The 25,501-nt window shown below is 63.9% G+C and carries 24 protein-coding genes and 6 pseudogenes; 13 read left to right on the top strand and 17 right to left on the bottom strand.

Annotated elements, in window-relative coordinates; genetic code table 11:
* Positions 1 to 186, bottom strand: coding sequence for a hypothetical protein (locus ACVWWN_RS30270; RefSeq protein WP_457147145.1), 186 nt, complete (start codon positions 184 to 186; stop codon positions 1 to 3).
* A gap of 136 nt (positions 187 to 322) precedes the next feature.
* Here ACVWWN_RS30270 and ACVWWN_RS30265 point away from each other — a divergent pair.
* Positions 323 to 681 (top strand): annotated as a pseudogene (locus ACVWWN_RS30265) (dioxygenase family protein); the annotation flags it as partial.
* Positions 682 to 741: 60 nt separating this feature from the next.
* Positions 742 to 1,023: a muconolactone Delta-isomerase gene (catC, locus tag ACVWWN_RS30260; RefSeq protein ID WP_457145297.1), complete on the top strand. Its 282-nt coding sequence runs from the start codon at positions 742 to 744 to the stop codon at positions 1,021 to 1,023.
* Between the two features lie 59 nt (positions 1,024 to 1,082).
* Here catC and ACVWWN_RS30255 read toward each other — a convergent pair whose 3' ends face one another.
* A complete protein-coding gene (locus ACVWWN_RS30255; RefSeq protein ID WP_457147144.1) occupies positions 1,083 to 1,490 on the bottom strand; it encodes a tautomerase family protein in 408 nt (135 codons plus the stop codon).
* 117 nt (positions 1,491 to 1,607) lie between these two features.
* On the opposite strand from ACVWWN_RS30255, the gene ACVWWN_RS30250 reads away from it, so the two are divergent.
* Together ACVWWN_RS30250 and ACVWWN_RS30245 are read left to right on the top strand one after the other, a co-directional pair.
* Positions 1,608 to 2,270 carry a winged helix-turn-helix transcriptional regulator gene (locus ACVWWN_RS30250; protein WP_457147143.1) on the top strand — a complete coding sequence of 221 codons (663 nt, stop codon included), beginning with the start codon at positions 1,608 to 1,610 and terminating at the stop codon, positions 2,268 to 2,270.
* A 216-nt stretch (positions 2,271 to 2,486) separates the two neighbouring features.
* Positions 2,487 to 2,864 carry a tautomerase family protein gene (locus tag ACVWWN_RS30245; RefSeq protein WP_457147142.1) on the top strand — a complete coding sequence of 126 codons (378 nt, stop codon included), beginning with the start codon at positions 2,487 to 2,489 and terminating at the stop codon, positions 2,862 to 2,864.
* Here the strand turns inward: ACVWWN_RS30245 and ACVWWN_RS30240 are convergent.
* From ACVWWN_RS30240 to ACVWWN_RS30230, 3 genes and pseudogenes are all read right to left on the bottom strand, one after another.
* Positions 2,825 to 3,118 (bottom strand): hypothetical protein, encoded by a 294-nt coding sequence (locus tag ACVWWN_RS30240; protein ID WP_457149337.1) that lies wholly within the window; start codon positions 3,116 to 3,118, stop codon positions 2,825 to 2,827. The two genes, ACVWWN_RS30245 and ACVWWN_RS30240, sit on opposite strands and share 40 nt — an antisense overlap.
* A 113-nt stretch (positions 3,119 to 3,231) precedes the next feature.
* Positions 3,232 to 3,312 (bottom strand): annotated as a pseudogene (locus ACVWWN_RS30235) (TetR family transcriptional regulator); the annotation flags it as partial.
* Between the two features lie 189 nt (positions 3,313 to 3,501).
* Positions 3,502 to 4,665, bottom strand: coding sequence for an MFS transporter (locus tag ACVWWN_RS30230; RefSeq protein WP_457147141.1), 1,164 nt, complete (start codon positions 4,663 to 4,665; stop codon positions 3,502 to 3,504).
* 299 nt (positions 4,666 to 4,964) lie between these two features.
* Between ACVWWN_RS30230 and ACVWWN_RS30225 the strand changes: the two genes are divergently transcribed.
* Together ACVWWN_RS30225 and ACVWWN_RS30220 are read left to right on the top strand one after the other, a co-directional pair.
* Positions 4,965 to 5,129: a hypothetical protein gene (locus tag ACVWWN_RS30225; RefSeq protein WP_457147140.1), complete on the top strand. Its 165-nt coding sequence runs from the start codon at positions 4,965 to 4,967 to the stop codon at positions 5,127 to 5,129.
* Between the two features lie 549 nt (positions 5,130 to 5,678).
* Positions 5,679 to 6,605 (top strand): alpha/beta hydrolase fold domain-containing protein, encoded by a 927-nt coding sequence (locus tag ACVWWN_RS30220; protein ID WP_457147139.1) that lies wholly within the window; start codon positions 5,679 to 5,681, stop codon positions 6,603 to 6,605.
* Positions 6,606 to 6,625: 20 nt separating this feature from the next.
* Here ACVWWN_RS30220 and treS read toward each other — a convergent pair whose 3' ends face one another.
* The 3 genes from treS to ACVWWN_RS30205 form a co-directional block, all read right to left on the bottom strand.
* A complete protein-coding gene (gene treS / locus ACVWWN_RS30215) occupies positions 6,626 to 8,857 on the bottom strand; it encodes a maltose alpha-D-glucosyltransferase (protein WP_457147138.1) in 2,232 nt (743 codons plus the stop codon).
* Between the two features lie 118 nt (positions 8,858 to 8,975).
* Positions 8,976 to 9,461 carry a hypothetical protein gene (locus ACVWWN_RS30210; protein WP_457147137.1) on the bottom strand — a complete coding sequence of 162 codons (486 nt, stop codon included), beginning with the start codon at positions 9,459 to 9,461 and terminating at the stop codon, positions 8,976 to 8,978.
* A gap of 324 nt (positions 9,462 to 9,785) precedes the next feature.
* Positions 9,786 to 10,898, bottom strand: coding sequence for a GGDEF domain-containing protein (locus ACVWWN_RS30205; RefSeq protein WP_457147136.1), 1,113 nt, complete (start codon positions 10,896 to 10,898; stop codon positions 9,786 to 9,788).
* Positions 10,899 to 11,134: 236 nt separating this feature from the next.
* On the opposite strand from ACVWWN_RS30205, the gene ACVWWN_RS30200 reads away from it, so the two are divergent.
* Positions 11,135 to 11,272 carry a hypothetical protein gene (locus tag ACVWWN_RS30200; protein WP_457147135.1) on the top strand — a complete coding sequence of 46 codons (138 nt, stop codon included), beginning with the start codon at positions 11,135 to 11,137 and terminating at the stop codon, positions 11,270 to 11,272.
* A 361-nt stretch (positions 11,273 to 11,633) separates the two neighbouring features.
* Positions 11,634 to 12,455, top strand: a complete 822-nt coding sequence (locus ACVWWN_RS30195) for an MBL fold metallo-hydrolase (protein WP_457147134.1) — start codon at positions 11,634 to 11,636, stop codon at positions 12,453 to 12,455.
* Between the two features lie 87 nt (positions 12,456 to 12,542).
* On the opposite strand, the pseudogene ACVWWN_RS30190 reads toward ACVWWN_RS30195, so the two are convergent.
* Positions 12,543 to 12,716: pseudogene (locus tag ACVWWN_RS30190) on the bottom strand (GMC oxidoreductase); the annotation flags it as partial.
* Positions 12,717 to 12,971: 255 nt separating this feature from the next.
* On the opposite strand from ACVWWN_RS30190, the pseudogene ACVWWN_RS30185 reads away from it, so the two are divergent.
* Positions 12,972 to 13,193, top strand: a pseudogene (locus ACVWWN_RS30185) (hypothetical protein); the annotation flags it as partial.
* 116 nt (positions 13,194 to 13,309) lie between these two features.
* A complete protein-coding gene (locus ACVWWN_RS30180) occupies positions 13,310 to 14,500 on the top strand; it encodes a flavin-containing monooxygenase (RefSeq protein WP_457147133.1) in 1,191 nt (396 codons plus the stop codon).
* An 85-nt stretch (positions 14,501 to 14,585) separates the two neighbouring features.
* Here ACVWWN_RS30180 and ACVWWN_RS30175 read toward each other — a convergent pair whose 3' ends face one another.
* Complete coding sequence (locus ACVWWN_RS30175) at positions 14,586 to 14,792, bottom strand: hypothetical protein (RefSeq protein WP_457147132.1); 207 nt, start codon at positions 14,790 to 14,792, stop codon at positions 14,586 to 14,588.
* A 963-nt stretch (positions 14,793 to 15,755) separates the two neighbouring features.
* Complete coding sequence (locus ACVWWN_RS30170) at positions 15,756 to 16,364, bottom strand: alpha/beta fold hydrolase (RefSeq protein ID WP_457147131.1); 609 nt, start codon at positions 16,362 to 16,364, stop codon at positions 15,756 to 15,758.
* 68 nt (positions 16,365 to 16,432) lie between these two features.
* Between ACVWWN_RS30170 and ACVWWN_RS30165 the strand changes: the two are divergent.
* Positions 16,433 to 17,593, top strand: a pseudogene (locus tag ACVWWN_RS30165) (LLM class flavin-dependent oxidoreductase); the annotation flags it as partial.
* A gap of 4 nt (positions 17,594 to 17,597) precedes the next feature.
* Here ACVWWN_RS30165 and ACVWWN_RS30160 read toward each other — a convergent pair.
* Positions 17,598 to 18,497 carry a DMT family transporter gene (locus tag ACVWWN_RS30160; protein ID WP_457147130.1) on the bottom strand — a complete coding sequence of 300 codons (900 nt, stop codon included), beginning with the start codon at positions 18,495 to 18,497 and terminating at the stop codon, positions 17,598 to 17,600.
* Between the two features lie 313 nt (positions 18,498 to 18,810).
* Here ACVWWN_RS30160 and ACVWWN_RS30155 point away from each other — a divergent pair.
* Positions 18,811 to 19,174: pseudogene (locus tag ACVWWN_RS30155) on the top strand (PAS domain S-box protein).
* A 9-nt stretch (positions 19,175 to 19,183) separates the two neighbouring features.
* Here ACVWWN_RS30155 and ACVWWN_RS30150 read toward each other — a convergent pair.
* Both ACVWWN_RS30150 and ACVWWN_RS30145 read right to left on the bottom strand, forming a co-directional pair.
* Positions 19,184 to 19,846, bottom strand: coding sequence for a ScbR family autoregulator-binding transcription factor (locus ACVWWN_RS30150; RefSeq protein ID WP_457147129.1), 663 nt, complete (start codon positions 19,844 to 19,846; stop codon positions 19,184 to 19,186).
* A 67-nt stretch (positions 19,847 to 19,913) separates the two neighbouring features.
* Positions 19,914 to 20,582, bottom strand: a complete 669-nt coding sequence (locus ACVWWN_RS30145) for a TetR family transcriptional regulator (RefSeq protein ID WP_457147128.1) — start codon at positions 20,580 to 20,582, stop codon at positions 19,914 to 19,916.
* A gap of 612 nt (positions 20,583 to 21,194) precedes the next feature.
* Between ACVWWN_RS30145 and ACVWWN_RS30140 the strand changes: the two genes are divergently transcribed.
* Positions 21,195 to 22,163 (top strand): FAD-binding protein, encoded by a 969-nt coding sequence (locus ACVWWN_RS30140; protein WP_457149336.1) that lies wholly within the window; start codon positions 21,195 to 21,197, stop codon positions 22,161 to 22,163.
* Here ACVWWN_RS30140 and ACVWWN_RS30135 read toward each other — a convergent pair.
* The 3 genes from ACVWWN_RS30135 to ACVWWN_RS30125 are packed head-to-tail and all read right to left on the bottom strand — an operon-like array spanning position 22,110 to position 25,202.
* Entirely contained in the window at positions 22,110 to 23,909 is a 1,800-nt protein-coding gene (locus tag ACVWWN_RS30135) for a putative bifunctional diguanylate cyclase/phosphodiesterase (protein WP_457149335.1), read from the bottom strand. The two genes, ACVWWN_RS30140 and ACVWWN_RS30135, sit on opposite strands and share 54 nt — an antisense overlap.
* Before the next feature lie 31 nt (positions 23,910 to 23,940).
* Complete coding sequence (locus ACVWWN_RS30130; protein ID WP_457147127.1) at positions 23,941 to 24,465, bottom strand: hypothetical protein; 525 nt, start codon at positions 24,463 to 24,465, stop codon at positions 23,941 to 23,943.
* Complete coding sequence (locus ACVWWN_RS30125) at positions 24,462 to 25,202, bottom strand: hypothetical protein (RefSeq protein ID WP_457147126.1); 741 nt, start codon at positions 25,200 to 25,202, stop codon at positions 24,462 to 24,464. Before ACVWWN_RS30125 ends, ACVWWN_RS30130 begins: the two co-directional genes overlap by 4 nt.
* Positions 25,203 to 25,501 lie beyond the last annotated feature (299 nt).

Genomic DNA, 25,501 nt, shown 5'->3' with positions numbered 1-25,501 from the left:
TCAGCGGCGCAGCGCGGCCAGGTCCGACGTCGAACGCACCCCCAGCTTGGCGAAGACGGTGCTGCGGCGGCTGCTGATGGCGGCATAGTTCCAGTGCGTGGCGGTGACGTGATAGCCGTCGTCCACGACCGCATTGACCAGAACGGCGGCGATGTGGCTGGTGCTGTCGGTGGTCGATGCGGTCATCTGTGCCTCCAGAAGCGGTCCATTCTTGATTAATAGCGCCAAATCATGTCCTGGTGCTATATGGATTCAGTGCTTACCGTCGAACGTGCCGGTCATCACACGAAGGGCCTCTAACGAACGGAATGCCCATGGAGCTGTGGCCACCGACCACCGTCCGGGTTCTCCCGAATCGAGCGCCAAGGGCACGATCCCGACGCGCGATGGTGAACACGGCACCACTGGTGTGGCCGGGCAGCATCACCGACGCCGACGGCACACCGTTGCGGGCAAGGTCGACCTCTGGCACGCGGACGACGACGGCTATTCTTCCACTCCCCACCGGGAATTCCCGAGTGGAACCTGCGGGACAGCTTCTCCACGGGGCAGGACGGCGTCTTCGGGATCACCACGATTCGCCCTGCGCCGTACCAGATTGCGACCGACGGCAGTTGCGGTAGGCTCATCGCGGCAGCCGGCCGGCACGCCTGGCGCCCGGCGCACCTGCACGTGAAGGTGAAGCCGACGGCTCTCAGTCCGTCGCCTACGGCTTCGTGCTCGACCCAGAACGGAGCTGATGTGCTCTTCCACGTGCACATGGAGGTGAAGCTCCCGGCCGACATGGACCCGCAGACACGGGCCGAGATCGTTGACCGGGAGAAGGCCTACTCGCAGGATCTGCAGCGTGAAGGCAAGTGGCCACACATCTGGCGCGTCGTCGGCGAATACGCCAACTATTCGATCTTCGACGTCGATTCCAATGACGAACTGCACCAGATCATTTCGGGATTGCCGCTGTTTGCCTACATGAACGTCCATGTCACGCCGTTGGCCACACATCCGTCGGACGTCAACTCGTAGGCGCGTCAGCCCATTCGGGGCGGACCGCACTGTGGCACCCCGCCCGAAATGGCCTCGTCCTACTGATTCAGCTGCGCGATCGCAGCGACAATCTCCGGCTTGTCAGATTGCAGACTTCCTTGCCATCCGACGTTTTCCAGCGGGAAGTGATTGATCAGCACCAACACCTCGTCGGTATTGGCGATGCCGTCGTAGGCCGCGGCGATTGCGGATTCGATTTTCTGCACGAGCTTGCGCTTGGCGTCCAGGTTCGCCAGCGCCGGCGCCTCCAATGAGCACACCGGCCGCACCGGCTCGGCCTGGATGCGCCCGTCTTGGGAGGTGTTGTCGGCCGGATACTCGCGCAGCCAGCCGCGGGTGTCAGGAATAGGCCAGGCTTCGTGAAGCGCCTCGGTGACCTCTCGCATCATCTTGTGCTTGGCGTCCTGCGGTACCCCGGTGGGTGCGTCAATTGTGAAGACGGGCATCGACTTATCTCCTTCTGAGGACTGGTGGAGTGATACCACTCAAACATTACTACTCATTACTTGGAAATAACAAGTAGTTAGTCGGAATGTTAGATTTCGGCTGGTAGAGTCGATGCAATGGCAGGAAGACGCAAATATGACCAGGGTTGCGCGGTGGCTCACGCTCTGGACCTGGTCGGCGAGCGATGGGCGCTGTTGGTGGTGCGGGATCTGCTTCTCGGTCCAAAGCGCTTCACCGACCTGCTGGCCGGCCTGCCTGGGGCCAGCCCCGACGTGCTCACCCAGCGGTTGCGCGAACTCACCGAAGCCGGTGTGCTGCAACGCCGCCGACTCAGCCCGCCCGCTGCCTCATGGGTGTATGAACTGACTCCGTGGGGGGCCGACCTGGCGCCGGTAGTGGTCGGTCTGGCGCAGTGGGGCAGTCGCTCACCACAGATGCCCTACGACGCCCCACTCGGCACCGATTCGGTCATGCTCTCCCTCAACGCTCTCTTCGACCGCACCGCCGCCGCCGACCTCCGCGCTACCATCGCATTGCGCCTCGGCGACGAGCCCTTCCATGTCCGCATCGCCGACGGCGATCTCGCGGTCACTCGCGGCGAGGTCGTCAACGCCGATGCGACGCTCGAAACCGATCAGGCCACCTTGCTGTCGTTGCTGCGCACCGACCGCCCGCTCGACGAGGCACTCGCCAGCGGGAACCTGCGCCTGACCGGGGACCGCCCCGTCGTGGAGCGTTTCCGCAGGCTGTTTCCGCTGCCGCGGCTCGCATCAGAGTGACGCGAGTGACTTATCCCGGAGAAATTCATAACTACGTAGGGACAACAAAACCATGCCCGTGTGGAAGATATACACACCGACCGGCGCGTACTCGGACGACGACAAACGCACCATCTGGGAGACGGTCTCCAACTTCTACGCACAGATTCCGATTGCAAAATTCTAGGTACACCATCTTCGACGAAATCGACAAGGGCGGCCTCTACGTCGGCCGGGGTGAAGAACTCGAATTTCATCCGCTTTCGGATCGATCACCTCGCCCGGACGCTGCCCGGCGCGGTGGTCCGGGAGGGGTGGATGCGCATGATCGACAACACGCCGGCTCCCCGGGTGAAGGATCGCGGGATCGATTGGGAAATCTCCGTCGACGAAACGCCTTTTGACTTGTGCCCAATTCAGGGCGAGATTCCGCCGCCGTTCGAGTCAATCGCAGGGCGCACAAGGGTGCAGGACAACCGTCCCAGTCCGTACGCGTCGGCAACGTCCCACAAGCCGACGTCGGCGCGGCGGAGCGCAATGAGTTGCAACCCGGTACGGTTGCTCACCGCCCGTCGTCAGTCCGGGTCCACCACTTCGTTGCTGCCGTCGGCATAGGCCAGGAGGGCGGTCATGATGCGCTGATCGAGTACCGGATCTCGAAAGGCCTCCACGAACTGGGCATTCCACCACAAGCCGTCGGCGGCCAACCAGGCGATCTGCGCCCGAAGCGGATACGCGTCCAGGTCCGGCTTCTGCTCCATCCAATGTTCGAAAGCCTCCGAGATGGGACCCTGCATACCGGGTTCGGTGCGCGCCGCCAGGATGACCGCCCAGCGCCGCAGGACGGCATCACCGTCGACACCGGTGATGCCGTGTGAGGAGTTGGTGATGTAGGCCCTGGTGTAGGACCCGGCCGCTCGTCGTCGTATCGAGCCAAGTTGGCGTTCACATCCTTGACGAGCCGCGCGACCAATGCGGCGACCAGATCGCCCTTGTTCGCGAAGTGGTAGAGCACCCCGCCGTTGGAGACCCCAGCCTCAGCGGAGACGGCGTTCAATGTCAATGCCTGCGGCCCGAGAGAACTGTTTCGTTGAGGCGGCGTCCAGCATGCGCTCTCGCCGATCCGGAGGTGCCATTCGGACTCCCGTGGTGCGCCTCGCGGGCGGCTTGCGGTTGCGGTGTGTCGCTGGTCGAGCCTAATGGGGGACCGTTCTGATGACCTCAATGCCGGGCCGGGCCTCGCCCCGACATCTCAGTTGGTGAGCGCACCAATCTTGCCCGTTGCCCGTGCGACGAGCGGGCTGATCCCGGCAAGGAGAGCGATTATGGTGCCCGCGCCGTACGCGCCGGTGGGACCGAACGCATCGGTCATGGCGCCACCAACCGCCGTTCCGATCGCGGCTCCCGCCAGCGCGCCGGTGTTGAGCCAGCCGAACGTCTCGGTGGCCAGGTGCTCCTCGACGCCCCGGGACACCATGAGATAGAGCGTCGACAACGCCGGTGCGAAGCCGACGCCGGCGGCGAACAGTGCGCAGAATTGAAGTACTCGTCCGTCGACAACCCCGGTGAGCGCCGTCCCCACGGTGACGACTGCGAGCATCCCCAGTAATCCCACCATTCCCAGCTTGCGGTGCCCGAAGACGATTCCGCCGACCAGCGAGCCGACACTCGACAGCGCGATTGCCGCGCCGGCGACCACCCCGTTGCCACCCAGATCTGCCAAGACACCGACCTCGAGAGCCATGAACGACGAAACCAGGGCAAGGCTGGCGAACATTGCCAAAATCACTTCCCGCTGGAGCAGTACTCGGCCGAATGACGAGGTGTTGCGAACAATCCGCGGCGGACGCCGCTTGAGATTGGTGAGGAACCCGACCGTTCCGGAGACAGTGATCACTGCCATCACCACCAGCGGCACCTCTGTCGTCATACCGGTGGCAAGCAGCGTCGCCGCGACGGGTCCGATTACCCAGATGAGTTCCTGCGCCGAGGTATCCAGCGCGAACAAAGCGCCGACGACGTCGCCCGGAACCATCTCGGGGTACAGCGCTCGAACCACCGGCATCACCGGTGGAACCGACGCTCCGGCCAGGGTCCCGAACAGTGCCAGCAACGCCACGTTCGCAGGCGCGAATGCCAGGGCCACCATGGCGGCGGCATTGACTGCGCTCGCGGACAGCAATACCGGCATGACGCCGAAACGTCCGGTGAGCCGGGCAGTCACGGGCATGGCAATTGCTTCACCAATGCATACGCCCGCAACGACCGTTCCGCCCAGGGCATAGGACCCGGACTTGGCGTGAACGTGCAGAAGGATGGAGAGGGACAGCATCCCCTGAGGTAGGCGCGCGAAGAGTTGCCAGGCGGTCACCCGCAGCACGGAGGGCATCCGCAGCAGATCTAGATAAGCCCCCACAGTGTATTCCTTTGCGACGTAGACGCGTTCGCCCAGCCAGGGCGATCGACGTTGACCAGCCTCGGCGAGGTCGTCCCAATGGGAACCACCGCGGCGGCCGCTGGATTCCGGGCAGGGAGCCGCACGAAGGAACCGGGCTGCAGAGAGCAATAGTGTACCGTCCGGACGGTATGCTGAAACCGTACCATCGGCAGTGGTTTCGGCGGACAACCGGCCGTCAGCTCACAGCAACTGTCCAGTTTTGTTGCGGCGTGGGTGGATTCGACGCCCCTCCGCGGCGGGACACAGCGGAGGCGCGGATGATGAGCGGCGGCAAAGACCTTGGCGCGCTGGCAGGTCGATTGCTCATCGGCGTGATGGTCGATGACCTCGAGGCCCTGGGCCACGTAACGCAGGCCTCGATCCGGCCGACCGTCGAGCCAGGCTGGTGCTGCCGACCAACCGCGGACGCGGCATTCTCGTGACCTCGGTGCCCAAGAGTTGCGACGGTTCTTGTCCGGTTTCGAACCGCCATTGAGCACCAGTACGCGGCGATACCGGTCGTCGTCCCGGATCCGGACTCGACGGCCCGCGTGGTGCTTGACAAATGAGCGTTACGAAAGTAGTCATGCTTTGTGACAGTAAATGCTATTTACTAGTAGCCGTCCGACCACGCTCACGCGATCGGGTCGTTCCAGAACCACCAGATGAGGCAGGGAGGGATGAATGAGTTCGTCGGGCCGGGTTCCGTTCACCCGCGAGAACACCGCCGTGTTGCTGGACGACCCACCAAGGCGGACTGTTCACCGGCGTGCACGACATCGACGTCAATGAGCTCAAGCACAACGTGGTGGGGTTGGCGCGGGCTGCGCAGATCCTCACTCTGCCCGTCGTGGCGGTCACCACCGCACGCGACAGCAAGTGGTGGCAGACCATCGGGATGACGAACGGTTCGTCGCCAACGTCTCCGACTACGCCACGATGGACATGTCCTTCGCCACGCTGATGGGCCAGGTCACCTCCCCAATGACCAGATGAGCGCAATTGTTGAGGAGCGTGTGGTGCGCACTATACCGATCGAACCCGAGGATATTCCAGCCGGTCGAGCATTGCGGGCTGAGTTCGCCCGGTTCTGGTCCACCCAGCAGGGCGAGCCCCGCACCGTGTACGACCGATTCATCGCCGCGACCCCGATCGTCGCGGATGTGACTGTTCAGCGCGTCGCGGCCGATCCCGGCCCGGGTGTCTGGCTGCGGCCCGCCGACGCAGCGCCGGACCGAGTTCTGCTTTTTCTGCACGGTGGCGGCTATGGACTGGGCAGCACGTCGGCCTACGCGGGTCTGGTCAGTCAGCTCGCGGCGCGTGCGGGGGTGGCGGCATTCGCACTGGACTATCCGTTGGCGCCGGAGTCGCAGCTGCCCGATGCGCTGAACCTGGCCGTGGCGACACTGACACGGCTGAGCCGTGACTACGCCGCCGTCGCCGTCGCCGGCGACTCCGCCGGTGGCGGACTTACGCTCGCGACCGCAATCCACGCGCATCGGATAGGACTCGAAGTGGCTGCCGTCGTGGCATTCTCGCCGTGGACCGACCTCAGCCTCAGCGGTGCCAGCGTGCACGAACATGCGATCGGAGACCCGCTGCTCGATCCCGCGTACCTGCGCGAGTCGGCCGCGGCTTATCTGGGATCCGCTTCGCCCGATGACCCGCGCGCGTCACCGCTGTTCGGCATCTCGGATGGATTGCCGCCGCTGCTGCTCCAGGTCGGCTCCGACGAAATCCTGCTCGACGACTCGCGGCGCTTCGCTGCCGCCGTCGAAAATGTCGGCGGGACGGTGACACTCGAAGTGTGGCAGGGCATGCACCATGTCTTCCAGCTCAACGTGGAGCAGCTCGCTAGCGCACGGCGAGCCTTGGATACGGCAGGAGAGTTCTTGTCCCGACACCTCGCCGGAGCGTGACGAATCCGCTCGTGCGGCTGTCAGGCGTCATCTTCGACGGGAGCTTCGACGAGAAGCGACATCCCGTGATGGGCGGGCAACTCGACCGCGAAACTGTGCAGATCATCCACCGTGGCAAGCGCTTTGCCGGTGAACATGTCGGACACCACGCCGCGTGGCGGAAGCTTCTCGGATCGCACCGTGCCGGCCACTTCCTCGTTGGCGAAGTTCAAAACGGTGAGTTGATAGCGGCCTTCATCGGCGAGTTGGTGGACGAGGACGAGCATGCCGCGGTGTGACACCTCGGGGATGTCGATCTGGCGGCTCGTCGCTATACCGTAGTGCGACCGAACCCGAAGTATCGCCTGAAGTTGGCGCAGAAAACTTGTCTCGTCGCCCATCTGCTCGGGTATGGGGCCATAGAGACTCTTCCCCCGCGGCATGCCCGCCGTCGATTGCGTTGCGGCGGGGTTGACGCCCATGAGGTCATGTGCGGCACGGTGAATCCAGCGAGTGTCCCCGCCCCGCAGCAACTCTGCGACGTCAGCCGGTGGAAGCGTCAACATCCCGCAGAGATCCCACCCCGACAGCGCGAATACACCCGGCTGCAAGGCATTGAACATTGCCAGCAAGAGATGCGCGCGCCGGATCCGGTCGATATCGCCGATGGCGTTCAGGTCAGTGATGCCGAGTGTGGCCGCAATGACTGTCGCAGTGGTGCAGGCGATCCCGTTCGTGGTGAACACCAGGTTATATGGCGCGTTTTCGCCAGTGAGTCGATCCAGCAGGTCCCCACGGATGGCTTCCCCGAGTGACTCACCGGTAACCTCCGCGCCCTTGTATGTATAGACGTCGTCGCGGTGACCGGTTGACCAATGTACGAGCTCGTAGGTCAGTTCGTCGTGGTTCTGCAGCGCATGTACGAGTGAGGCCGGATCGACCCCCAGGTCCAGTGTGGTGCGCAGAGTCAGTCGGAGAAACTCGGTGTCGGCGGTGGCCAGTGCGTGATGGTAAGCAGGCCGATTGATGAAGTCGTACGACAAGTCGGCGCCGGCTTCACCGATTTCACGAATGTCGTCGATGGTGAGATTGAGCTCCTGGAAAGTGAAGCCACCCAACTTGCGAACCATGCTCGCGATCACGTGGTTCGCCGCCTCCGATAGCGGATGACCTTCCGACCACGCCGTGCTGTCTTCCGCGGCAGTCTTCTCCGCACCCAGAAAGCCGTTGGCGTCCAAACGAAGTCCGCCCGTGCCGAGGTCGGTCAGTGAATGCAAAGCGTCGCCGATGACCAGTCGCATACCGGCAAACGATGGGTCCAGCCAATTGATCGAGGGCTGGCCATCCTTGAAATAGTGAAGGTAGACCCAGCGACGTTCGACACCATCGGGGCCCAATACCGGGCGGGTGACACTCCAGTTGGTCTCCTTGATCCCTTCGGCGTAGAAGATGACGCGTTGCAGGCGGCCGATGATGTAGCCGGCCTTGTCGAGCCAATCCTCGGCCGCGGTGTCGATGTTGATCGAATCGACCCCGGCCGGCACTTCGGGAAGATGCTCCCAGTCGCGCGGGTCGATCTCGACCATGTGGTAGATGCCGGGGTAGTCGGCGTACTTCATCTCGGCCAAGCGAAAGTCCGCGCCTTTACCGGTATGGCCCGGCACGATGTCGTCGATGATCGTCCCGCCGTACCAATTGGCGGTGCCACACATGGAGCGAAACTCTTCCTCGGTACCGAACGCCGGGTCGATCTGTGTGCTGATCCGGTCGAAGTGTCCGTCCACGCTGGGTGTCTGCTCCCAGCCGGTGATGCCCCCTGCACGCTTCACGGGGCCGGTGTGGATCGCCTCGATTCCGATTTCGGCGAAGGCCTTCCACATCTCCTCGTCGGCCATGGCCTTGAGAAAAGATTCGCTGGGGCGGGTGACCAGCGAAAGCGGGTAGGCGGTGAACCACACGGAGGCCGTCTCGACGGCGCCACGTGGATTAGGCGTGGCATAGGGGTTTTGCCACATCGAGCCTTGTCCCGAGAATTGCTGGCTGATCTCGTTGGCATCGGCCAGCATCGATTGGCTCAGCAGCCAGGACACGTACGCCGGATTGTCGGCGGTGGCGGGGCCGTCCCGCGTCGGGGATCGTCGGCTGAACGGCGCACGCACGCGAGGACGGAAGCGAAGGGAGCGGGGGCGCGCGGGATGAAGATATTCGTCAAACGTGATTTCCGCCGGCTCGTGGGGCTGGTCCTCGGGGTCCGACTCTGCCGTTTGCGACATGAATTCCTTCACAGTTGTCCACTTGTTCGTCTGGTCGCTGTATTGCCAGAGCTAGCCAGGGTTGAAACAGCGACGTCGCGAGCGTAGAGGAGATAGATGGTCGTCGCCTGCCGCTGCGTCACGTCAACCCCAGATCGATGCCCTGGCGCAGATCGTCCATCGAGAAGGCGATCTTCGCTTCACCGATATCCACGGTGTATTGGCCGTCACCGGGCCGCGTCACCGGCGCCGAGAACTTGTACTCACAAGATGCACGTGACGATTCGAGGTGAGCCCGTTGTGTCATCTCCTGCACGAACTCACCGGTGGACAGATCTCCGCCGCCGACGGCCCGCCCGTCGAGACTGATGACCACCGGAGTGCCTTGCCGGACATCGATGCCCGCCTGAACGGAGTTGGCGATACATCGCTTGGTTTGCGGGGTATTCACATGGCTCCCGGAGATGGCCACCGTGATTCGGCCGTAGGCCAGGAAGCCGTCCTGTCGCCCGTCTGATTGGCGAGGATCCAGGACAATGTGGGTCGCGGCTGCAGCGGCGATCGCCAGCATCAGGTTGGCGATCAGTACCACGAGCCAAACGCCGAGTCGGCCATGTCGAACCATCGGGATGCCTCCGAGGAGCCGAGTCGAAGCCTACTGCCGTCGCCGCGGATCTTCAGCCCACATCAACCGACCGTCGTGAAATCACGCAGGCGCAGCGCGGCTACGAGTCGCGGGAAAGGCCCTGGCCGCATCTGTGCGAGGTCGGACTGCGCCGGGCCCACGAGAACCTGATGACATCAGATCGGTGGCCGCCTCGGTGGCCGATCGGTGGGGTTCAACAACCTGAGCCGCTTCGTGGCCTTGCGCAAAGAGCGCTATCGCGCGTCACCCGCGACGATGCTTCGCCGTGCGGCTTCGTGAACGCCGGTATCAGTGGACGTCGCATTATGCCGAGAGATCGTCGGCCCGCCAGCTGCTGTCGGGCTCATCGAGAATGCTGAGAGTGGGATTGAGAACGAGGCGGACCTGGTTGCCGCCGGCCTCTTGCGCCTCATTCATTGCGTCGGTCGCAAAGCCGAGGATTTCATCCAGCACCTCGTGCGGCGGATGCGACGCGAGTGGGCGCAGCGCGACGTTGGCGGCGCCGATGCTGGCCATCAACCGGGCCGGCGGCTCGCCGAGTCTGCCTTGGATTCGATTGATGAATGGCGACGGATCCGACGTCGTGAACAGTTCGGCGATCAAATATTCGGCCTCGCCGACGTGCGCAAGAAGGGCGGCGCCCCGGAGACACTTACGGAGTTGCTGTCCCGCCGCTACCCGAACCCGATCGCGATCGGAGTTGTTCAGCGTCGGGTAGCCATCGATGGTGACAATCGCCACCATCAGGTACTGGTCGCCGTGGCGCTCGCGCGCGCCGATAAGTGTCGATACACCGTTGTAGAACGCGTCGGCGTTGAGCAGGCCGGTGAGCTCATCGAATTCGTCGTGCCGGCGGTCGCCGGCCGTCAGCCGGATTGTCATTCGGGCGACGAACGCACAGAAAACGCTGACCAGCGCAACGAACCCCGGTCCGGCGACAGCCAAGGCGAAGCTGCTGTCACTGATCCGCAGAGCAAGGACTACGAGGGTCACCGCACCCACCGCCCACACGAAGACGAGCAGCCGAACAGTGTGGAAGAACGCGCAGTAAGCCGTCAGGATCGCGAAGGCGGTGGCGCCAAGCACCGCAATGACGGGGTTGGCCTCGATAAGGCATGCCGTCGCGATACAGACCGCGCCAAGCGCCACGCATCCTTGTGATTCAAGCCTGGTCGGCCACGACCGCCTCAGCCACAGCGACGCCATCGCCAGACAGCACAGCGTGACGGACACGGCGAGAAAGCTGTTTCGCAGGGAGTGGGGACCGGCTTCGGCGATAACCACCAGCGGCGCCAAGCCGAGGCCGCCGATCGCCGCGGCGATCAGTAGCCGAACCTTCGTGTGGGCTTCTCGCGTCGTGAGTAAGGCGGCCAACCAGTAGTACTGGTCGGGATTGCCGGCCTGTCGTCGTGACAAGATCAATGGATGACCGCCCGATCGAGGTAGATGTGGACAGGAGAAGAGTCAGCAAACGAATGCTGCGTTAGCCACAAAGCGAAATTGTAGCAGGCGTCAATAACTGGTGCTGTCGTGGAGCAGCCGGAGCAGGCAGTCGGTGCATCATGCGGAGCGATGACCCGCCGGCGGAGTTCACCGCACGTCGATTCATTAGGACACCGCTGCGACCTGGTCGCGCCGGTTGGTGCTTCGAGATGGCCGCATTCAGCATATGCGGCGGCCAGGGCATTGGAGTGGGCTTCCTTCAGCCGATCAACCAGCTGCAGACCATGGGGTTCTGCATGCACGCGGCGTTGATGTCGGGCAGCGGGCCCCGGCAGTGCAGCTCCTGAACGCCTCCCCGGTGGCATCGGTGGGCATGGTGACCCGTCTGCCCGCACACATGCCTGTTCAGGTCCGGCGAGGGCCGACGCCGCACTAGTCAACGCCATGCCGGGGGCAATCGCGGTCGCACCGAACAGGAGTTGGCCGAGTTTCATCGTTCAATTCTTCTTCCTCACAGATAGCGCCTTACCGCTATTTGCATGCTGGGGATTTGACAACCGCCCAGCGAAGTTTCACGGAGTGCTTTGACAGTAACTCGCATCGACGACATCTCGGCACCGGATGGGCGAGTTGCTACGCGAGGCGCCGGTGCGTTGCCGCCGGTGGAATGGTTCCGGTCGTAGCCGCGTTCGGCCCTGTGTGAGCAGTGTGGACGAGGATCGGCACCGATTTGGCGTGAGTGTGCTCGGCGGCCCGACGACCGTGGTTGATGTCGCGGGCAGACGCTTCGTCATTGATCCCACGTTCGATGCGTCAGGTCCGCATGGTCACCTCACCAAGACGGCCGGCCCTGCTATTCCGGTGTCGGCTCTCGGCGCGGTCGACGCTGTGTTGATCAGCCATGACGAGCACCTGGACAACCTGGACGAGGCGGGGCGCCGATTCGCGCTGTCGGCGCCTCTGGTTGTGACGCATCCCGGCGCGGCCCAGCGGCTCGGCCCGCCGGCCAAGGGCCTGGCGGTATGGGAAAGGCTGGAATTGCCCAAACGGGGCGATGCCGGAGCCGTCACGGTGCAAGCGGTACCCGCGGTACATGGCCCTGCCGATGGAGACCGAGATGGCAGTGGTCATGTCACGTGTGAGGTGACGGGTTTCGTGTTGGCCGGCGATGGCATCCCCACGACGTATCTCAGCGGCGACAACGCATCACTCGGTGCGGTCGCCGAGATCGCCGATCGGTGCGGTCCGATCGATGTTGCCGTTCTGTTCGTCGGCGCCGCTCGTCTCGCGGCGAGGCAGAACGGTCGTCCCCTGACTCTCACGAGTGCCAGGGCCGCGGCGGCGGCCGAGGTGCTGAAGGCATCAACAGTCATTCCAGCGCACATGGATGGATGGGCACACTTCACCGAGGGCGTGACCGACATTGTCGCCGCGTTCAACGATGCCGGGATTTCCGAAGTACTCAAAACCGCTCCGCAGGGGCAGTGGATCGTGCCGACGGTCGAGCGTCGTCAAGGAGTCAAAGCGTGAACCTGTCCTCGTCCTTCGTGCCGGTAATCGGTGCCGCTGTGCGCTCGGCGGTCGCCAGGACGGTGGCGTTCGAATCGCGCAGACAATAATCGGCATCACGGACGCGTCCACGACGCGCAGTCCTTCGATCCCCCTCAGCCGCAGTCCGGGGTCGACGACGGCGCGCAGGTCGACACCCGTGCGGCACGTGCCGACGGGGTGAAAGTACGGGCCTGACGTTGCGCGAATGTATGCGCGGCAGGAACCGTCGTCGACGAGATCGGCATCAGGGCCAGTGCTGGTCCCCGCAAGGTGGACAGCGCTTTGGTGTCAGCGAGTTGCTGCGCCCGATTCGGCGAAGTAAGCGGGCAACAGCTGCGGAGCCCCGACGGCCAGCGCCCGCGGAGAGCACGACTTCGTCAACGCTCTCGACGTGGTGTTCCACATCGCCGACGCTGTACTCGGCACTGCGGCAGCGCTTTTCCGTCGAGATTGCCGAGGAATGCAGTCGCGGTGGGACGGGGCCGCACGCGTCGTGACCCGTGGACTTTCGACGTCCAACGGCAGCCGAACCCTTACTTCGCTTTCGGCGGCGGCGGCATTCACTTCTGCTTCGGCGCAGGTCTGGCACGCCGCGAGATCAGCGCGGCTTTCGACGAGTTGCAGCGTCAGGTACCAGACATACCGTGGTCGGTGAGCCGGCGCCGTGATCAAGGTCATCTTCCGGGCAGAGCAGATTCAGCGTCGGTGCGGCGTTGAACGCACTGGAGCCGCGGCGCGTCGGCTCGTGTACAGGTAGGCAAGGTCATCGTCGGCCGTCCCCGCGTAGGGGCTCGCACCCGGGCGAGCACCGCCAGGAGGCCAGGGAGACGCCGATGATCGCAGGAGCTGTCGGATGGTCCGACGTGATCGTCATCGGAGCGGGACCCGCCGGCCTTGCAGTGGCGCGTGAACTCGACCATCGTCATGGCGTCCGGGCGCTCGTTGTCGACCGCGCAGCCGCGCCCGCGATGTCGTGGCGCCGGCGTTACGACAATTTCAGGCTGAACACGAGCGCCTACCTGTCACACCTGCCGGGCCAGCGCATCCCGCTGTCCGCGGGGCGGTGGCCCAGCAAGGAGGACATGGTCCGCTATTTCGACTCCTACGTACAACGGCAGAACATCAAACTGCGGTTCGGTTGCGACGTTGATCGCATCGATCGCGCTGATGACGGCTGGCAACTCGAAACGACGCTCGGGGACCTGCGGGCTCGGACGGTCGTGCTCGCGACCGGCGGCTACCGCACGCCGGCCGTTCCTCTTTGGCCGGGAATCGCCACCTTTGCAGGCACCCTCATACATTCGGATGATTTCTCGAACGCGTGGCCCTATTGCGGTCGTGATGTTCTTGTGGTGGGAGGCGGCAATTCGGCTGCCGACATCGCCGTACAGCTCGCCGCCGCCGGCGCCAATCGGATTTGGCTGGCAGTACGCACGCCCCCGCACCTCGTCCGGCGGGCGATCGGACCGATTCCGTCGGATCTGTTCATGGAACTGTCCGCCTGGTTGCCCGCGAGCGCGATCGACCCGTTGATCTCGCGCGTCAACCGGTTCATGGTGGGTGATCTCACGGCATACGGCTTCGGACAACCGCCCATCGGTCTGAAGGCAACCGTAGAACAGCGGGGCCGGATCCCTACGCTCGCAGACGAACTCATCGCTGCTGTGCGTGCGGGGCGAGTCGAGGTGGTCGCCGCGGTCAGGGCTATCCGGTCCGACCGCGTGTTACTCGCCGACAAGAAGTCGCTGAGCCCCGACGTCGTCATCGCCGCCACCGGTTTCAGCACAGACCTCCGTGGCGTGGTAGGCCATCTGGGCGCGCTCGACGTGCACGGCTATCCGCGCGGCGGTTTCGCCACCCATACCGGCGACGGACTTTTCGCCATCGGGTACGGCATACCTCCCCGAGGTCCGTTGCGCGCTATCCGCCTCGCCGCCACACCGCTGGCCCGACGTATCGTCCGGTATCTCGCTGACAAACCTGGAGGCATCCAGCTACAAAATCGGCAGCGCCGCCACGTATAACGGCTCTCGGCGGAGTCATCAGTGGGTGACCGATCCGGGATCGAGCCGCGTTCAGGGCCGCCTCGATGTCCCCGGACATCACAAACTAGCCGGGCAGTCCCTGCTCTTCCGGGGGAAGCGGCGCGGGCCCCTTGATGGCCGGCACGGCCATGGACACCACCGGTGTCGATGGCGCCTTGGTGGGCTTTTCAGTCGCTCCGGCGGAGTTCGTATTTCCGGTAGGTGCCGCAACGACGTTCGAGTCATGACCGTCGAAGACGGCCACCGCACCAATCGCTGCGGCCGCAACCACAGCGCAACCCCCTACGGCTGCACACAATTGAGAAACGATTCGAGTCATGGCAATTTGCTCCTAAATCGGCTGCGCCTACGGTTTTCCTCAACGCGACACTGCGCTGCTGTATTCCTGAATACGGTGTGAAATACACTGCGGTGCAGCTCAGAGGGTGACGAACCGCACAGAAGCATCCGCGTGATGCGTTCAGCGACAGACGTATTCGGACAACATTGTGAGAATCACGCGGAACCGGGCAGGGCAACGACGGGCAAACCCCTTTGGTGCCGAGCAGGAAGCCATGCCGGCACGACAGTGTCGCGGATGTCCATTGCACTCGTACATAACGTGTCAGACGCGCCTCACGTGCGCCCCGGCCGTTGTGAATGGCCATTCACCGCGAAGCCTCAGTTGATCCCAGGTGAAGCCGCCGACGAGCGATGCCAGCGGCCCACTTCAACGGCTCGGCCGACCCCGTCGGAGAAGTCATCGATGTGGCGACGGATCTGACGGTCTGCTATCTGGCGACTCGCAACGGCCTCAGTACTACGGCTTCGCTTCTCGTCAACCGACTGACTCGGGAAGGTCCCGCGCGGCTTACGGCACTCACCGCGGCGGAAGGGATAAGCCAACCGGCGATGACACAGTTGATTCAGCGTCTCGAGCGGCAGGGTTCGTGGCCAGGCTCAGCGATCCCCAGGACGGACGGGTCGCGTTGGTCGCAGTCACCGAGGCGGGTCGACGATTACTCGACCACCGGGCGGGCGAGCGCTGCGAGCGATTGACCGAATTGTTGACGACGCTGTGCCCTGAGGCCGAGTCCGCACTCCGGCTTGCGGCACATGTCGCTCTCCCGATCCTTCGCCAGTGCTGGACAACGCAACGGATGCCGCCAGTGCTGGGCCGGCTCTGCTGCAGTGAATGTCGTCACTCCATAAGGAGTTGATGGTCATCGACGGGAACGCGTCCGGTTGGGCTGACCTACGTGTCGCGGTGAGTGCGGGCGAAGTGGTCGGCGATGTACGCCGCGGGACGGCGGTGCCAGTGCGACCACCGCCGGATCATGTAATGGCCCGCGCCGGGCACCGGGACCCATTGCGCATCGACTCCACGCAGGGCCGCACGTCGTGTCTGCGCCGACGATGAGCGGGGATCGGTCCATGTGTCGGCCGTGCCGTGCATGACCAACATTCGACAGCCGGTCGGCACCAGATCGGCGTCGTCCCGCGGCCACCAGGGTGCCAGCGCGATGATGCCCCCGACACCTCCACCGGCGGCCAGGTGGGCCGCCACTCGCCCTCCCATCGAGTGACCGACGACGATGATCCGCGCGGCCGGAATATCGCGATGCATTCGCGTCAGCTCGACCTCGGCGTCGCGCAGCGCGCTCAGTCGATCGCCATTCCACCCCCGCAGGCGGTACTGAACTCGCCGTACCTCCGCATCGTTGTCGAGTCGACGTCGGAGCGCTTCGGCGAATACCGCCATCCGCTGGTTGGCCAGGTGCCATCGACGCGATGTCGCCTCACTCCGAGGTTTGCCTCCTGGCAGCACCAGCACACCATTGCCGCTTCGGCTGGTCGTCTCCATAGCATTCATTCGTAGCCGACGGCGGCCCGGCTGGTTAGGGTCGCACATTCCAGCGCGAGGAGGCGCCCATGGCCAAGCTGAGGTTCGGATACTTCATTGCACCGTTTCACCGTGCCGGCACCAATCCGACGCTCGCTCTGCAGCGTGATCTCGAGTTCGCCCAGCACCTCGACGCTCTGGGTTTCGATGAGGTCTGGTACGGCGAGCACCATTCCGCCGGCAGCGAGATCATCAGTTCGCCGGAGATCTTCATCGCCGCGGCCGCCGAACGTGCGAAGAGAATTCGCTTCGGCACCGGAGTCATCTCGCTCGCGTACCACAACCCGCTGTGGGTGGCCGACCGCCTGATGTTGCTCGATCACCTCACCCATGGCCGCGCCATCGGCGGAATGGGTCCCGGCTCGCTGCCCACCGACTCCGCAATGATCGGCCTGACGCCAACCGATACCCGCGAGCTTCTGGACACCAACCTGGATATCGTCGTACGCCTGTTGGCGGGGGAGACGGTGACGGCCGAAACCGCCACGCACTAACTGTTCGATGCCCGACTTCAACTTGCGCCGTACTCCGCCGACGGGATTCCCCTTGCCGTGGCCGCCGTCGCCTCTCCGACCGGTGCGCGACTCGCCGGAAAGCACGGGATAGGCCTGCTGTCGATCGGGGCCACGTTGGTCGCCGACGGCTGCGATGCTCTCGCCTACCACTGGGACATCGTCGAAGAAGGGGCCGCCGCGTTCGGCACGCAGGCCGACCGCGCCAACTGGACCCTCGTCGGACCGATGCACATCGCTGAGACCGAGGAGCAGGCGCGCGCCGACGTGCGATTCGGAATCCAGCCGTGGTTCTGCTATTTCCAGAAGGTCGCGGCGTTCCCGCAGATGACCATGCCGGGCGATCAGGTCGACGAGATGATCAACGTCATCAACGACGCGGGTGCCGGTGTCATCGGGACGCCAGAAATGGCGCGCGACCAGATGCAGCGGTTGCGGGATCAGTCCGGCTTGTTCGGCTGCATGCTGCAGATGGGACACGAATGGGCGAACCCGGCCGCGACGAAGCGGTCAGCGGAACTCTTCGCCGCCGAGGTCATGCCGCACTTCCACGGACAGGCGCAGCCGACCGTGGACGCCGCCACACGTGCCGGCGACGCGCGCGAGGACCTCGCCCAGATGCAATTCCAGGCCATCGACCACATGACGAAGAAGTATCAGGACGAAGTCGGCTCCAAAATAATCACCGCGGAGCTATTTGGGTTGACACCGTTGAGCTCTCGACGGCTCGTTCGTCAGGGCGCCGCCGGGTCGCGAGGACGCAGCCGGCGAGGATGAGTGTCAGGGCGGCGATGTTCCATGCCGTCAACGGCTCATGGAGGACGATGACGCCGGCCGCCAGTGCCACCGCGGGATTGATGTAGGTGAAGACGAGCGCACGTGCCGCGCCGACTTCACGGATCAGAGCGAAGAACACGAGAAAGGCCAGCGCGGTGCAGATCACCGCCAACCCACCCAGCGCCACGAGTACCCGTGTGGACGGCATCTGGTCGGGCCATGTGGCTGCCGCCGGAGCCGCGTACACCAGCGCCGCGAAGCCCAGGCAGACCGCCGTCATGGGAAGCGCGGGCACATCGGCGAGATGGCGCGCGGCGATCAGCGGGGCGATGGCGTAGCACGTCGCCACCAACAGCACCTCGATGATCGGCCACGCGCTGCCGCCGATGTGCGGACCGGCCAGCACCGCCACGCCCGAGATGCCGACGGCCAGGCCGATGATGCGTTTGGCGCCCAATCGCTCGCCGCCGGTGAAGCGGTCCAGGACGGCGGCGATGATGGGCGACGCGGCGATGAGCAGACCGGTCATCGAACTCGTCAGGTGGCGCTCGGCGTCCGAGAGCAGCCACCACGCCGCGATGATCTCGAAGAAGGCGAAGCCGAGCAGCGCTTTCCAGTGGTTACGAATGATCGTGACTGTCCGATGCGAGAAGGCCAGGGGCAACAGCACCGCGGCGCCGACGGCGGTCCGAACGAGCACGAGTACGGGAACCGAGACACCGTCGACCGCGATCTTGATCATCAGATAGGGAATGCCCCAGATGATGCTCATCGCGAGGAAGAGGATCCATCCACGCGAGCTCACGTCCACACCCTACGATCCGCCGAGCTGACAGGTGGAACCGGCGCGCGCGCACTGGAGCGTCACACCAGCGTGATGTTCCGATCCGAACCTAGGACCGCATCAGGCCGGCGTAACGCGCGAGGTGAAGCGCGGACGAGCCGAACTCGCGGTGCTGCACGACCTGAAAGCTGCCGATGGGCTGGCCGAACTACTGGCCTTCGGCTAAGGCAATGAGCGGAAGATCGTGGTTGACATCCGGATGACGGGGTATCGCCTACCGGCGATAATTGTGAGCGTGGAGCGGCGACGAGACGGCCAGGAGAGGCAAACACCGATTGCGCTCCTCAAAGAACTTCCCGCACTGGTGGTGCTGGAGCGTTTTCCGGTCCCCGTCCTGGCGGTCGCGGAGGACGGCATCATCCTGTTGGCCAACGCCGCTTTCGCCGAGATGCTCGGTTACAGCGCCGCCGCGGTCACTTCGCTCGAGTACCAGCAGATCTTTCACACCCCTCCCTGTCGAACAGCCCGCGGTGTCTGTCGTTCGGTCACATGCGAATCCGATCGTCGAGCTGCTGCATCACGACGGTTCCATCGTCCGTGCCGGGATGAGCCGGTCGGCCCTGCTGCGTGGCGACGATCCGGTGGCGCTGGCGACATTCCAGGACCTGACCGAACAGTTGTGGGTCGAGGAACTGTAGACCCCGATATCACTCGGCCGGTGTCGTCGCGGCGCGCCGCATGGACTCGCGCTTGAGGAACTCGCGGAAGTAGGCAAGCGAATCGTCGGTCACGATGGCCGGCAGCAGAACCTCCCATGTTCGGGCCACGCGTTCCAGAACGTCCGCTCCGGAGGACATCGCGTTCGACAGGAGTTCAGCGCCGAGCATCGCGACGAGGACGGTTTCACCCAGGGCACTCGGATCGATCTCGTTCCGCAGATCACCCTCTTCGATCGCATTGGAAGCACGTGCAGTCATCTCCGCGATCCAGCGAGCGTATGTGCTGGCGGCCACGTCATTGAACTCACCCAGCGTCCGTAGGAGTTGCAGTCCGCCCCGTACGATGCTGTCGGTGCGCATGAGGTCTGCGACGACGAACACCCCGTGGATCAGGTTTTCCAGCGCGGGCGCGGACGACGCCTCGGCGATGGTTTTGAAGGCCTGCGTGAGTGTGGCGCTGCTTTCCACGATGACCGCGGTGGCTAACGATTCCTTGGATTCAAAGTGGTAATAGAGCGCGCCTTTGGTCATTTCCGCACGCTCGATGATGTCACCCAATCCGGTAGCCCGATAACCCATCTCATTGAAGAGGTCTACTGCTGACGCGATGATCTTCCGTCGGGTGGCCTCGGAACGGGCCTGACGCGCCATCGGCCGAATACCTCCGCGGGAACTCCGTCGCCCCACCAGGTGGTGATGGCCTGGACGGCATCATAAATCATGGCACCAGTGGCGCTGCTTTTTTGATTGCCACAGCTGTGCGTCGCTTGATGAACTGAATTAGATAATCGATGCGGTCGTGCTTCACGAAGCCTGGAAATAGAAGGCTCCACATTATTTCCAAGTCGCGAAAGAACTGGTCGGGCCGAGTGAGATCGCTCGTTTGCCGAAGTCCCATGTACATGGCGACGAGCAGCCTGGCGATGCCGTCGGGGTCAGCCCCGTCGGCGATGTCGCCCTCCTTCACACCTTTGCGCAGGATCTGCCCGAAAGCCGTCACCCATTTCCCCAGCACGCTCGACTGGAGGCCATCGGTGCGGCCGATCGATTCGAGCAGGTTGAATCCCGCCCGTGCGGTCTCGTCGCCGATGTCTTCGGTCGCGACCAGATACAGGATGTCGATCAGAGTCTCCAGGCCTGACAGTCGCCGGGCGAGTAGCTGATCGACCGCATGGCGGGCCGCGGCGGTTCGGTGCTCGACGATGGCCGACGCCAGCGCATGCTTCGACCGGAAATGGAAGTACATCGCGCCTTTGGTGACTTCCGCGTCGGCGAGTATGTCGTCGAGGCTGACCAGGCTGTACGGCTTGTGCGCAAACTGGTGCGATGCGGCCCGCAGAATCTGTAGCCGTGTCGCGTCCGCTCGTCTATCGAGTTGTTCGGTCACTGCTGGACCTCGAAATCTCCACGGGAATGCCGTTCGGGCGGTATTCGGGTCTCCCGTAAATTAATCAATACCTGATTCTTTCACCCGTGTGCCGCAAGTGGCAGGGTGCAAACACGGACGTGTCGAACTCGAGACCATCGGGGGGTCGACCGGCCTTCCTGACGCGAGAGACGTCCAGTTCCCTGGGCAAAGAAGATGCTAGATACTCTAAGTCATCTTTTAGGCTGCAAAACAGCCGAAAAGTATGTAAGGTACTGGTGGTGATGACTCTTGGTCCGACGCCCGAAGCGGGGTCAAACGCCGCTTCTTGCGAGGTCAGGGCCGCTAAAGTGACCAGGAGTCCACTATCACCGGGTATCAGTCGGTGGTACTTTCATGCCGTTGCCATAGTCCGCGTTGGCAAACCCCCTCGAATCCCTGCGCGGGCTGTGGCAACTTCACGTGAGCGGCGGGAGTACGCCTCCTCATCCACCGCCCGTGTCCGTCGGCACCTGCTCAAAACTGAGCAGGCAAAGTGCTCGGCACCGTCAGCGGTTCCCGGCCCATGGCTCGGAGCCGCACCCCCTGGCAACTCGGCACGATCAACCAGCAATACCGAGGTAATTAACGGTGATGTGGGACGAAACGTTTAAGTGGGACGAATCGGCGAAGTGGGACGACGAAGTCGACGTCGTGTGCACGGGTTCCGGAGTAGCAGGACTGGCCAGCGCGATATCGGTGGTGGACGCCGGCGGCGAGGTGTTCGTTGCTGACGCGGGCGAGGCCGTTGCCGACAGCCAAGCATCCGTCGTGGTGCGGTCCAGAAGCGATCCGCTGCGTCCGTGGTTGGGCGTCCAGGTTGACGACGATGAGACGAACGAGTACTTCGCGGCGCTGTCATCAGACCTCGGTCCGCTGACACGCACCGAGTGGGACGTCGATGTGCCGATCAGGGTGGTAGATGAGCGAGTGCCGGTCGACGTTGGTGGGCCGGTCAAGCCGTTCTTCGGTTCCCGGCTGCGCGACTGGACAGCGCGTTGCCTCGCCTCACCGTCCGGGTACTTCTACACCCGGGTGTCGGATTGGCATTCGACCACGGTGTCCGCCAGCGATGGCGACGAACTCGAGATCGCCGAGATCGGTTCGATGACACCGGATCCCGATGACATCGGTGGATCGGTGGCCAGCTGGCTCTCCACTCAGGCGCAACTGCGGGGCATCAAGGCGCATCCGGACAGCACGCTGCAGCGCATCGTTTTCGAGGAGGGTCGCGTGATCGGGGCGGTCTTCAACACATCCGACGGACCGCTGTCGGTCCGCGCCAGGCACGGCGTGGTCGTGGCCACGGGCGGGCCGCATGTCAACGGCGCGGTGCGGCAGCAACTTGTGGACGCAAGCCCGCTACGGGTGTGCCTGGTCGGTCGGGAAGCCAGCCGGTTCGGTCGCGTCGAGTTGTTGACGTCGGACGCACTCGCTGAGGAGCCTGTTCCAGCGTGCCGGTCGATGAATCGTGCACTCCACATCAATCTGCATGAGACGCGCAGTCAGCTACAGACGCTGCGCTGCGGAAAAGTCAACGGATATCCGGCCCTTGGCCAATAGTGCCTCCATCTCGGTGCCCACGATCGGCCGCGAGAGCAGGAAGCCCTGCGCACGCTGACATCCGTGCCGTAGTAGGGTCAAGGCCGCCGCTTCAGTCTCGACCCCCTCGGCGACGAGTTGTAGGCCGAACGCTTCTGCGAGCGCGATGATCGCCCTCACGATCGCCAAATCGCCTGCGTTGGAGCCCAAGTCGCGGACGAAGCCTTTGTCGATCTTGAGCGTATCGACCGGCAGCGACTTCAGGTGGGACAGCACGCTGTAGCCGGTTCCAAAATCGTCGATCGCGACCTGAACGCCGACCTCTTTGAGTCCGGCCAGCGTTATCCGAGTAGTCTCGATGTCTTGGACGACAACACTTTCGGTGATTTCCAGGCAGACCGAACCGCCGTCGAGCCCGAACTCTTCGATGATGCCGGCCACGGTGTCGACGAAGCCGTCGGTGACAAGCTGAACGGGCGACACGTTGATGCGCAGCACCGCGTCCAGACCTACCCCGTGGGAATGCCACCGCGCGAACTCGGCGCATGCCGCACGCATCACCCACCGTCCCAATTCCCCTGCAAGGTTTATGGATTCGGCAACACCGATGAATGAGTCGGGGGAAAGCAGGCCACGTGTCGGGTGCTGCCAGCGGACGAGCGCCTCGGCGGCCAGAATCTCGCCCGTGCGCATGTTCACCTCAGGCAGGTAATGCAGCACGAGGGAGCCGTTTTCGATGACGCTCTGCAGGTGGAGCTCGATGTCGTTTCGGAACTCGCTCTTCAGCGACATGTCGTCGGAGAACACCGCGACCTTGTTTCCGCCTGCACCCTTGGCCGTCAACACGGCTTGATCGGCTCGGCGCAGGAGGTCGGAGGTGGTGTCGCGGCCCGGGAGGCCGAGCGCTATGCCGATGCTCACAGTGCGGGTCAGCATTTCGCCGTCGATCGCAACCCGTTCCGACAGCGTGGACTGCAGCCGGATCGCCAAGGCCTCAGCATTCGCGGCATCTACCGGCGCTGCGGGCACAACGACGAATTCGTCGCCGCCGAGCCGTGCGATCAGGCTGGGCCCTTCGTCGGTTTCCCGCAATCGTTCGGCGAGGACCCGGATGAACCAGTCGCCCGCGGTGTGGCCGAGATAGTCGTTGATCGCCTTGAGCCGGTCGAGGTCGAAGAACAACAGGGCGACGGGGCCCGGCTGCCCCGCGGCCAGTCGCGAGTCGAGGTGCGCCAGCAGCGCACGGCGGTTGTACAGCCCGGTCAGATCGTCATGCTCGGCGAGGTGACGAAGCTGCTCCTCGGCGCCCACACGCGCCTGCACCTGCGCGAAGAGGGTGGCGATGGCCTTGAGTGCGTTGAGTTCCTCGGGCAGCCAGGTCCTGTCCCCGAACTTGACGAAACCGAGTGTTCCAGTCGTGACGTCACCCGACACCAGCGGTACGGCGGCGAGCGACGTGGCGGGCACCGCCGTACTCTCCTCGATGCGCTGTTGATAGTCGTCTGTGGCGGGTTCCGGCCGAAACACACGAGGTTCCTTGGCGTGCTCGCAGAGCGCGAACACCGGGTCCGCGTCGGCGAAGTAGATCACGCCGAGCGGATCGGGATCGGGGATATCGGGACGCAGCGGCCATTCGGCGATCAGCCTGGTCGCTCGGATCTCGTGGTCGTTGTGCCTGAGGAAGCTCACGTCGACGGCGAAGTACTCGATCAGGTCCGCCAGGACCTGCCGAGAGACATCAGTCGCCGTCGCCGCGTTGACGCCCATCAATTTGGTGGCGACTGCGGTGACGACTAAATCAAGACTGGCTGGCACTTTGCCTCCGAAATCGAATGATCATCGTATCCGGTGACCATTGCGGGAGAAACTGCGGCGGCGGCTGCGCACCGATGCCGGCGGAGCGTCGAAGAGCCTCGGTACCAGCCTGAGACTCCCCGGGTGCGGTACTCGCCAGTGCACGGAAGCGAGTCTGCAACTCGCCGAGCGACGTTGGATAGGGCGGCGACAGTCGGTGCAGCAGCACCCACGGCGACGGCGCCTGCCCGCATGCCCACGTCCATCGGCGCTTGGTGACGAGATGGATCGTCAGCGAATCATCACCGATCTCCAGTGACCACGGCGGTGCGTCCCCTCCGGACGGCGCGCGGTTCGCGGCCGCGGCCAGCCTGTGCGTCAGCCCTCGTCTGTTGGCATCCCGCTGAGCCCAACCGTCGATGAATTCGATGCGTGGGTCGGCTTGCAACTCGGTGAGTACGCGGTGGTCGTCCGCATTATCGGTGTTGAGCAGTATTGCGTGCCAGTCATCGGGGTTCTCCGAATTCACGAACCGCTCTCGCTCTGGGCGTATCCATTCATGATGTGTGTCAGCTGTTTCATCTCCGCGACGATCTTGGCCGCTTGGCGCGGCTCCGCATGGCTTACGAATGTCCTGCGATCCCACCACATGATCTTCGTCCGGTACCGCGCATCCGGGTAAGGCGTTGCGGGAATCTTCGAAGCGACGATGCCGCCTGATGAACGCCAGCTGTCCAAAACATGTGTCGCCGCCGTCGCCATGAGGAATTGACAATCGAGAAGCGCCATCGCCGGATATGCGGACCGCGCCAGCGTGGTGGTCAGCTCGCGGTTGCGATTCGGGTCGTCCGCGACCCACGCAGTCTTCATCTCCACTACCCCGAAGGGCACTCGATCGTCGATCATCTTGCGGACGGCATCCTGCCCGGGTTGGCCACGCCACTCTTCGACAGCGTGCGAGTCGTCAGCGTTGCGGTAGGGCCCTTTGGCCCGAACACCGCCGATCACTCGCCCTGCCCTGTCGATGGCGGCGAAGAACAGCGCAGTGTTGTCGCAGTCGAAGATTTCCGCCGTGTCGAGCGCGCTCTCCACCCCATGCTTTCGGTAGCTGAGGCGCGCGCCCGCGACGTACTCGACCCACAGGTCACGTTCGACTGACGGTTGTCCGATAACCAGTTCACATTCGGCGTCGGGGTCCCAGAAGCTGATGGTCCGGTCAGTGCCCAAGTGCGTGCTGTGTGCGGCCTCCAGCGTGGGAGAGTGCATAGGTGTCCGATCCGTCGGGCAGCCGGCCAACGTCGCCTTTTCGGCACTGGCGGTGTACCTGCATCCGGCCGGTATGCAAATACCCGACGTTCAGTATCTCGCCCCAAGTACCCCCGATTCCAGCTAGCCGCGAAATCTTGTCTTAACGATCGATTCGAATCATCACCGGTTCACTCGCGACGAACTAGCCCGAGGCCAGTTTGGCTATCACGTAGTTGATAATCGCTACTGGTCAAATGCGATCGATCCGTCTTATGGCGAATGTGGCAGTCACTGTCAGACTCGAGTCTGGCGTTATC

This window comes from Mycobacterium sp. URHB0021, from assembly GCF_054057895.1.
Note: the sequence above shows the minus strand (reverse complement) of the source record. Positions and strands in the feature narration are given on the sequence as shown.

What these genes read in the sequence shown, in the direction of transcription:
- ACVWWN_RS30270 (WP_457147145.1), bottom strand. Translation starts at nt 186, where the DNA reads ATGACCGCATCGACCACCGACAGCACCAGCCACATCGCCGCCGTTCTG.
- ACVWWN_RS30255 (WP_457147144.1), bottom strand. Translation starts at nt 1,490, where the DNA reads ATGCCCGTCTTCACAATTGACGCACCCACCGGGGTACCGCAGGACGCC.
- ACVWWN_RS30250 (WP_457147143.1), top strand. Translation starts at nt 1,608, where the DNA reads ATGGCAGGAAGACGCAAATATGACCAGGGTTGCGCGGTGGCTCACGCT.
- ACVWWN_RS30225 (WP_457147140.1), top strand. Translation starts at nt 4,965, where the DNA reads ATGATGAGCGGCGGCAAAGACCTTGGCGCGCTGGCAGGTCGATTGCTC.
- ACVWWN_RS30220 (WP_457147139.1), top strand. Translation starts at nt 5,679, where the DNA reads ATGAGCGCAATTGTTGAGGAGCGTGTGGTGCGCACTATACCGATCGAA.
- treS (WP_457147138.1), bottom strand. Translation starts at nt 8,857, where the DNA reads ATGTCGCAAACGGCAGAGTCGGACCCCGAGGACCAGCCCCACGAGCCG.
- ACVWWN_RS30210 (WP_457147137.1), bottom strand. Translation starts at nt 9,461, where the DNA reads ATGGTTCGACATGGCCGACTCGGCGTTTGGCTCGTGGTACTGATCGCC.
- ACVWWN_RS30200 (WP_457147135.1), top strand. Translation starts at nt 11,135, where the DNA reads ATGGCCGCATTCAGCATATGCGGCGGCCAGGGCATTGGAGTGGGCTTC.
- ACVWWN_RS30180 (WP_457147133.1), top strand. Translation starts at nt 13,310, where the DNA reads ATGATCGCAGGAGCTGTCGGATGGTCCGACGTGATCGTCATCGGAGCG.
- ACVWWN_RS30170 (WP_457147131.1), bottom strand. Translation starts at nt 16,364, where the DNA reads ATGGAGACGACCAGCCGAAGCGGCAATGGTGTGCTGGTGCTGCCAGGA.
- ACVWWN_RS30150 (WP_457147129.1), bottom strand. Translation starts at nt 19,846, where the DNA reads ATGGCGCGTCAGGCCCGTTCCGAGGCCACCCGACGGAAGATCATCGCG.
- ACVWWN_RS30140 (WP_457149336.1), top strand. Translation starts at nt 21,195, where the DNA reads ATGTGGGACGAAACGTTTAAGTGGGACGAATCGGCGAAGTGGGACGAC.
- ACVWWN_RS30135 (WP_457149335.1), bottom strand. Translation starts at nt 23,909, where the DNA reads ATGGGCGTCAACGCGGCGACGGCGACTGATGTCTCTCGGCAGGTCCTG.
- ACVWWN_RS30125 (WP_457147126.1), bottom strand. Translation starts at nt 25,202, where the DNA reads ATGCACTCTCCCACGCTGGAGGCCGCACACAGCACGCACTTGGGCACT.